Origin of the sequence: Streptomyces sp. DvalAA-14 (assembly GCF_900091855.1) — a bacterium.
Classification (GTDB): domain Bacteria; phylum Actinomycetota; class Actinomycetes; order Streptomycetales; family Streptomycetaceae; genus Actinacidiphila.
The window spans coordinates 1-7108 of sequence record NZ_FMCH01000054.1 but is presented as its reverse complement, the minus strand read 5'-3'; the positions used below and the strand labels follow the sequence as shown (position 1 = coordinate 7108).

The window sequence follows — 7108 nt, the reverse complement described above, 5'->3', positions numbered from 1 at the left end:
CCGGCCCCCGTCCGCCCGCAGCTGGTGGGCCCGGGCGGCCCCGTCCCGCGGGTCGGCCCGCTCGGCCAGCAGGCCGCCGACCCGGCGCCGCACCGCGGCCGGCTTGTTGCCGCCGAACTTGAACTTGGCCCGGACCGCGGTGATCTCCAGCCGGATGCCGCGGATCCCCGGCAACATCCGTCCGAACGGCTCCTGGCCGGGGACCACCGGCGCCGTGCCACCCGCCGGCTGGAAGTGCGCGACCTGACGCCGCAGCAGGTCGGCCCTCTGCTCCGGATCGTCCACGAGGTGCGCGACCGCCAGCAGCTGGACGGCCGCGTAGAAGCTGGTGGGGACGCCGTGCTCGGCCGGCTCGTCGACCGGGGCGTGCCAGGGACCGGGGACGAAGACGTAGTCGTCGACCACGCTGAGGGTGACCCGCGCGTTCGCGGCCAGCGCCGGCCAGACCGGGTTGGCGCGGGCCAGGTGCAGCAGCGCCTCGCCGTACTCACCGGGTGCGGGGTCGTAGAGGAAGTGCGCTGGCTGCACCAGGGGCGCCGCGCCGTCTTGTCCGTTCACCGCGAGCTGCCCGAAGTCATGGCCGGTCAGCCAGGTCCGCCATTCGCCGTCGTCGGTCGGCGCGTCCCAGGGATGGATCAGCACGGCGGTCCTCTCAGGCGCCGCCGCGCGGACCGGCCGGCGGCAGATAGGCGGGCAGCGGTATCGCCGGGTCGAGATCGTCGGCCGGGATCGGCGCACCGTACGTCCTGGCGACCGGGACGACACCGGTCCAGTGGGGGAGTGCGAGGTCCTCGGGCTCGTCACCGGGACCGCCGCTGCGGATCTTGGCGGAGACCTCGCCCAGATCGAGCCGGATCACCGTGGTGGCGGCCAGCTCCCTGACGTTGGGCCGCCGGCAGTCCGCGGCCCGCCCCGGCACCGCCTGCTCCACGATCGCGTCCAGCGCCAGCGCCCGCTCGCCCGGGTCGGTGACCTGGTGGGCGGTGCCGTGCACAACCACCGAGCGGTAGTTGATCGAGTGGTGGAAGGCGGATCTGGCCAGTACCAGTCCGTCGACGTGGGTGACGGTCAGACAGACCGCCAGCCCCGGGCCGGCGCCGCGCAGCGGGCGCGAACCCGTCGAGCCGTGCACGTACAGCCGCTCGCCGTGCCGGGCGTAGAGCGTCGGCAGCACCACGGGCGCGCCGTCCCGGACGAAGCCGAGATGGCACACCCAGCCCTCGTCCAAGATGGCGTGCACCGAGGCGCGGTCGTACGAGGCCCGCTCGCGCAACCGGGTCGGAGTGGCGCGATCGGTGGCCGGATAACCGGACGACGGGTCGGTGACCGCGGGGGAGGCCGCGGACTGGTGTGCCGGCAGCGGCGCGGGCGACGAGGGAGGCGACGAGGCGGGCGGCACGGAAGCCATGGCGCGATCCTTTGCACTAGTGCATAGTTGCCTTTGTGCTAGGAGAGTATCGAATCACCGGAAGCGGCGCATCGGCTATCGCCGCCGACATCGAAGGCGCGGTGGGCTCGGGCGCGCTCGGCCCCGGCGACGCCCTGCCGCCCCTGCGCGACCTCGCCCGGGAACTCGACGTCAACCCCAACACCGTGGCCGCCGCCTACCGGCTGCTCCGCGACCGCGGGGTGATCGAGACGGCCGGCCGTCGCGGCAGCCGGATCCGCTCCCGGCCCGCCACCGCCGCGCGCGACGAGATCCGCATCGACGTACCGCCCGGCGCGCGCGACCTGTCCACCGGCAATCCCGACCCGGCGCTGCTGCCCCCGCTGGCCGAGGCCCTCGCCGAGGCGGCCGCTCACCACGCCCGGACCCCGGCGCTGTACGGCGGCCCGCCCGTCGACGCCGAACTGGCCCGGCTGGCCCGGGCCGGCCTGGACGCCGACGGTGTGCCGGGTGGCCCGATCGGCGTCACCTCCGGTTCGCTGGACGCCATCGAGCGGGTGCTCGCCGCCCATTTGCGGGCGGGCGACGCCGTGGCCGTCGAGGATCCGGGCTGGGGCAGCCTGCTGGACCTCGTGCCGGCCATGGGCCTGCGCGCGGTGCCGGTCGCGGTGGACGACGACGGGCCGGTCGCCGCCGCGGTGGCGCGTGCCCTCCAGGCGGGGGTGCGCGCGCTGGTCGTCACCGACCGGGGCCAGAACCCCACCGGCGCGGCCCTGTCCGGCGCCCGCGCCACCGAACTGCGGCGCCTGCTCGCCGCCCACCGCCACGTCCTGGTCATCGACGACGACCATGTGCACGGCCTGGTCGACCTGCCCCTGCACTGCCTGTCCGGCGCCACCGACCACTGGGCGCTGATCCGCTCCACGGCCAAGGCCTACGGCCCCGACCTGCGGCTGGCCCTGTGCACCGGCGACGCGGTCACCGTGGACCGGGTCCGCGGCCGGCACCGGCTCGGTGCGGGCTGGGTCAGTCATCTGCTGCAGCGCACCGTCGTGCACCTGTGGCAGAGCGGCGCGGTGGACCCGGCGGCAACCGCCCGCGCCTACGGCGACCGGCGCGAGGCACTGCTCGGCGCGCTCGGCGCACGCGGGGTGACCGCCCACGGCCGCAGCGGCATGAACGTCTGGGTTCCCGTCCCCGACGAGACCGGCGCGGTGGCCGGGCTGCTGCAGCGCGGCTGGGCGGTGGCCCCCGGCGCCCGCTTCCGGCTCGGCTCGGCCCCGGGGGTCCGGCTCACCGTCTCCCCGCTCGCCCCCGCCGACATCGAGCCCCTCGCCGACGCGGTGGCGGCCGTACTGCGCCCGGCCGGCGCCGGCCGTTACGGCTGATCGCCTACGCCCGGCGGGTCGCCCGCGGCCGCAGCTGGGTCAGCGCCGCGCCGATCAGGATCACCACCGCGCCCACCGGCTCGTTCCAGCTCAGCGACTCGTTGAGCAGCAGCACCCCGGCCGTGGTCGCCACGATCGGGATCAGATACGTGACCATCGAGCCGATCGTCGGACCCTTCTCCGCGACCAGGCCGTACTGGATGAGGAAGGCGACGCCGGTGCCCAGCGCGCCCAGCGCCAGCACCGAGAGCACGGACTTGGCGGGCCAGTCGTGGGGCACCGAGGTGAAGAACGGTGTGACCAGGAGGAGCTGCACGGTGCCCAGCGTCAACTGGGTGGCCGACATGGACAGGTGGGAGCCGCCGGTGCGCGCCAGGGTGCGCCGCACGTACGCCCAGCCGACCGCGTAACTGAGCGCCGCCGCCAGCGCCATCACGGTGCCCTTGGGATCCTGGCCGGAGAAGCCCTGCCAGGCGCCCAGCACGGTGAGCACCCCGGCGAAGCCGAGGCCGACTCCGGCGAACCGCTGCCGCGAGGGCCGGTCCTCCGACAGCGCGACCACCGAGATCAGCATCGAGAACAGCGGTGTCGCCGCGTTGCATATCCCGGCCAGCATCGACGGAATCGTCTGCTCGGCGGTCGCGAAGAGCGAGAACGGCAGCGAGTTGAGCAGAAAGGCGGCCACCGCCAGATGCGCGTAGGTGCGCGGGCCGCGCGGCAGCCGTTCCCGCTTCACCGCGACCGCGACCGCGAGGACCGCCGTTCCGAACACCATCCGGCCGAGCGTGACCTGGAGCGGGGCGAACGCCTCGTTGCCGACCTTCATGAACAGGAAACTGAAGCCCCACACCAGACCGAGCGCGGCGAAGCGCACCCGCCAGTCGAGCAGCCGGCGCACCGCCGGCACGGACCCGCCGGGCGGGGCGGCCGGGCGGGTCGGGGCGTTCGGGGTGGGCGGGGATGCCAGGGGTGGTGCGGCGGGCGCGGAAGTCAGTGACGTGGGGGACGTCGGGGACGTCGCGGCGGTCACGGTGGCCGGGCGGCTCTCGGCAGCGGTCATGCCCCCACGATGGCCGCCGCAACCGCGTAGAACAAGCGAGTTATGGTTCGCCGACGACGTAGCATCGCTTACATGTTGAGCCTTGAACGCCTGCGCATCCTGCACGCCATCGACACCTATGGCTCGGTGAGCGCGGCCGCCGACGTCCTGGGCGTCACCACCTCCGCGGTGTCGCAGCAGATGGCCAAGCTGGAGCGGGAGACCGCCCAGACCCTGCTCGCCAGGAACGGGCGCGGAGTGCGGCTCACCGACGCCGGCCGGCTGCTGTCCGGGCACGCCGACCGGATACTGTCCCTGGTCGAACTCGCGCACGCCGATCTGGAGGCCCACCGCGGCGCCGCCGTCGGCGAACTGCGGGCTGCCGCCTTCCCCACCGCGGTGCGCGGACTGTTTCCCGCCGCGCTGGGCGCGCTGCGCGCGGAGCATCCGGGTCTGCGCCCGGCGGTGCACGAACTGGAGCCCAAGGAGTCGCTGGCCCGGCTGGCGCGCGGCGACATCGATCTGGCCGTGGTCCTCGACTGGTACAACAAACCGCTGTCACTGCCGGCCGGCCTGGCCAAGGCGCCGCTGCTGGACGACATCGTGGACGTGGTGCTGCCGGCCGGACACCGGCTGGCGAGCCGGCCGCGGATCGAGCTGGCCGAGCTGGCCGACGAGGACTGGATCACCTGGCCGGACGGCGGCTTCTGCCACGAATGGCTGCTGTTCACGCTGCGCGGCAAAGGCATCGAACCGCGGATCTCGCACCACGCCGAGGAGCACGCCACCGTCCTCGCGCTGGTCGCCGCGGGCCTCGGGGTGGCCGTCATGCCGAGGCTCGGCCGCGACCCGATGCCCAGCGGCGTCCGCGTCATCCCGGTGCACCGCACCATGTGCCGCCATGTGTACGCGGTGTGGCGGGCCGACGCGGACCGTCGCCCCGCCATCCGCGTCACGGTGGAGGCCCTGCAGCGGTCGGCCGGCCTGCCCCGGGTCTGACCGGCCGACCGCCGGGTCCGACCGCCGGGTCCGAGCGGCATGTCCGAGTGGCGTGTCCGACCCCGGGCCCGGAGCGCCGTGCCCCCGCCGGGGCACACCACCGCGCCGGGCGCGCCGCCCGCCGGGCGGTCAGGCCAGCGTGATCTCGTCGCCCGCCACGGTGACCTGCTTGGCCGGCAGCCCCTGGGTGGCGGGGCCGTTGGCGACGCTGCCGTCCGCCACGTGGTACTTGCTCCCGTGGCAGGGGCAGTTGATGGTGCCGCCCGACACGCTGGCGACGGTGCACCCCATGTGGGTGCAGATGGCGGAGAAGCCCTTGAACTGCCCCGCGGTCGGCTGGGTGACGACCACCTTCTGGTCGTCGAAGATCTTGCCGCCGCCGACCGGGATGTCCGACGTCTTGGCCAGCGCGGTGCCGCCGCCGGCCGCGGCCGACGTCGAGCCCGAACCGGTGGTGGCGGGCGCGGCGGCGTCCGAGGACGGCGAGGAGGCCTTGGAGGACGAATCCGAGTCCGAGCCGGAACCGCAGGCGGTCAGCACGGCGGCGAGTCCCACACCGCCTGCCGCGGCGACGACACCGCGACGGGTGGGGGACACGGGGAATCCGGAGGTTTCGGGCATGAGCTGCATCCTGTCCGCTGGTGAAACCGGGCGGCGCCGCGCCGCCCGACCGCGTGCTTTCACGCGTGACCGTTCATACGGCTGATCGCGGCGGAACGTTCAGCGACACGCGCAGGAAGTTCAACTGGTGCCTCAGCAGCCCCTCCATCACGGCCCCGTCCGTCGGGGAGTGGGTCGTGTTGGACAGCGGCAGCACCTGGTGCGGACGCTGCGCGGCGAGCAGCGCGGCCGACAGCCGCAGGGTGTGGGCGGCCACCACATTGTCGTCGGCCAGGCCGTGCACCAGTAGCAGCGGACGGCTCAGCGCCGCCGCCTCCCCGATCGGCGAGCTGCGGTCGTACGCCTCGGGCTCGTCGTCCGGGTGGCCGAGGAACCGCTCCCGCCAGTGCGTGTCGTACAGCCGCTGGTCGCTCGGCCCGGCGCCGGAGATCGCCGCGTGGAAGACGTCGGGGCGGCGCAGCACCGCCGCGGCGGCCAGCGTGCCGCCGTAGGACCAGCCCCGGATCGCGACCCGCCCGAGGTCCAGGTCCGGGCAGTGCGCGGCGGCGGCGTGCAGGGCCGTCACCTGGTCCTCCAGCGGGGCGCTCAGCGTGTCGCCGCGCACGGTCTTGTCCCACCGCGGCCCGCGGCCGGGCGTGCCGCGGCCGTCCGCGATCACCACCGCGAAGCCCTCGTCGGCGAACCACTGCGCCTCGGCCACCGCCCAGCCGCGGGCCCGGGTCACCAGCTGCATCACCGGGCCGCCGTACGGCGCGAGCAGCACCGGCAGCGGCCCGCCGCCCGGCTCGTACCAGGACGGCAGGACCAGCAGGGTGCGCAACTCCAACTCGCCGGCCCGCAGCCAGGTCACCCGCGGGCGCGTCACCGGCTCGGCGGCCAGCGAGGCGATGTCCTCGGTGCGCGCACCCGGCTCGCCGCCGCCGGTCCGCAGCCGGAACTCCTGGCGGCCGTCCACCGACGACGCGAGGAGCAGCGAGCCGCCCGCCCGCTGCCCGGTGTGCACCCCCGGCGCCGAACTGAGCCGCTCCGGACCGCGCCGCGGATCGTACGACCACAGGTGCGTCTCGGTCGGCTCGTCGCTCGCGGTGAAGAGCACCGACTCCCCGTCCACCGAGAGCACCTCGCGCAGCTGGAGGCCGGCCGGCGTGACCGGTTCGCCGCCGACCGTCAGGTACCGGGTGTCGCCCTCGTCGGCAATGTGCACCAGCGCCCCGGCCGCGGTCCGGGCCGGGGTGCCCGGGATCAGCTCCACCCACGCCGGGTCGCGCTGCTCGTGCAGCAGTCGGGTGCCGCCGGTGTCCGGGTCGGCGGCCAGGATCCGAAGGGTGCGCTGATCCCGGCTCTGCACGCTCAGCAGCGGCCCGTGGGCGTCCCAGCCGACGGTGGTCAGGTATTCGTACGCGGTCCGGTCCCAGACGACCTCGGTCCGGCCGCCGTCCAGGCCGAGCACCCACAGCGAGACATCCGCGTTGGCGGTGCCGGCCGCCGGGTAGCGCACGGCGCGCGGCGGCTCGGCCGGGTTCGCCGGGTCGCCGATCCACCAGCGCTGCACCCCGGCGGTGTCCACCCGGGCCACCAGCAGCCGCTCGCCGTCCGGCGACCACCAGTAGCCGCGCGGGCGGTGCATCTCCTCGGCGGCCACGTGCTCGGGCAGGCCGTAGCTGATGTCCTCGT

The 7108-nt window shown here is 75.0% G+C and carries 7 protein-coding genes; 2 read left to right on the top strand and 5 right to left on the bottom strand.

Annotated features, from left to right (window positions below; translation table 11 throughout):
• Both GA0115240_RS02465 and GA0115240_RS02460 read right to left on the bottom strand, forming a co-directional pair.
• Positions 1–642 (bottom strand): FMN-binding negative transcriptional regulator (locus tag GA0115240_RS02465; protein ID WP_093734988.1); only part of this gene is annotated, 642 nt, incomplete at its 3' end.
• A 10-nt stretch (positions 643–652) separates the two neighbouring features.
• Complete coding sequence (locus tag GA0115240_RS02460; RefSeq protein WP_093734987.1) at positions 653–1408, bottom strand: pyridoxamine 5'-phosphate oxidase family protein; 756 nt, start codon at positions 1406–1408, stop codon at positions 653–655.
• Between the two features lie 35 nt (positions 1409–1443).
• Here GA0115240_RS02460 and GA0115240_RS02455 point away from each other — a divergent pair, with 35 nt between their 5' ends.
• Positions 1444–2775 carry an aminotransferase class I/II-fold pyridoxal phosphate-dependent enzyme gene (locus GA0115240_RS02455; RefSeq protein ID WP_093734986.1) on the top strand — a complete coding sequence of 444 codons (1332 nt, stop codon included), beginning with the start codon at positions 1444–1446 and terminating at the stop codon, positions 2773–2775.
• A gap of 4 nt (positions 2776–2779) precedes the next feature.
• Here GA0115240_RS02455 and GA0115240_RS02450 read toward each other — a convergent pair whose 3' ends face one another.
• On the bottom strand, positions 2780–3835 hold the full coding sequence (locus GA0115240_RS02450) for a DMT family transporter (RefSeq protein WP_093734985.1): 1056 nt from the start codon (positions 3833–3835) through the stop codon (positions 2780–2782).
• 72 nt (positions 3836–3907) lie between these two features.
• Here GA0115240_RS02450 and GA0115240_RS02445 point away from each other — a divergent pair, with 72 nt between their 5' ends.
• Positions 3908–4813, top strand: coding sequence for a LysR family transcriptional regulator (locus GA0115240_RS02445; RefSeq protein ID WP_093734984.1), 906 nt, complete (start codon positions 3908–3910; stop codon positions 4811–4813).
• Positions 4814–4942: 129 nt separating this feature from the next.
• Here the strand turns inward: GA0115240_RS02445 and GA0115240_RS02440 are convergent, their stop codons facing one another.
• Positions 4943–5434, bottom strand: a complete 492-nt coding sequence (locus tag GA0115240_RS02440) for a Rieske (2Fe-2S) protein (RefSeq protein WP_093734983.1) — start codon at positions 5432–5434, stop codon at positions 4943–4945.
• Between the two features lie 73 nt (positions 5435–5507).
• The coding region (locus GA0115240_RS02435; RefSeq protein ID WP_107407080.1) for a S9 family peptidase at positions 5508–7108 on the bottom strand (1601 nt) is incomplete at its 5' end.

Excerpts from the sequence above, each read along its gene's own strand:
- GA0115240_RS02445 (WP_093734984.1), top strand. The coding sequence starts at position 3,908 with ATGTTGAGCCTTGAACGCCTGCGCATCCTGCACGCCATCGACACCTAT.
- GA0115240_RS02460 (WP_093734987.1), bottom strand. The coding sequence starts at position 1,408 with ATGGCTTCCGTGCCGCCCGCCTCGTCGCCTCCCTCGTCGCCCGCGCCG.
- GA0115240_RS02440 (WP_093734983.1), bottom strand. The coding sequence starts at position 5,434 with ATGCCCGAAACCTCCGGATTCCCCGTGTCCCCCACCCGTCGCGGTGTC.
- GA0115240_RS02450 (WP_093734985.1), bottom strand. The coding sequence starts at position 3,835 with ATGACCGCTGCCGAGAGCCGCCCGGCCACCGTGACCGCCGCGACGTCC.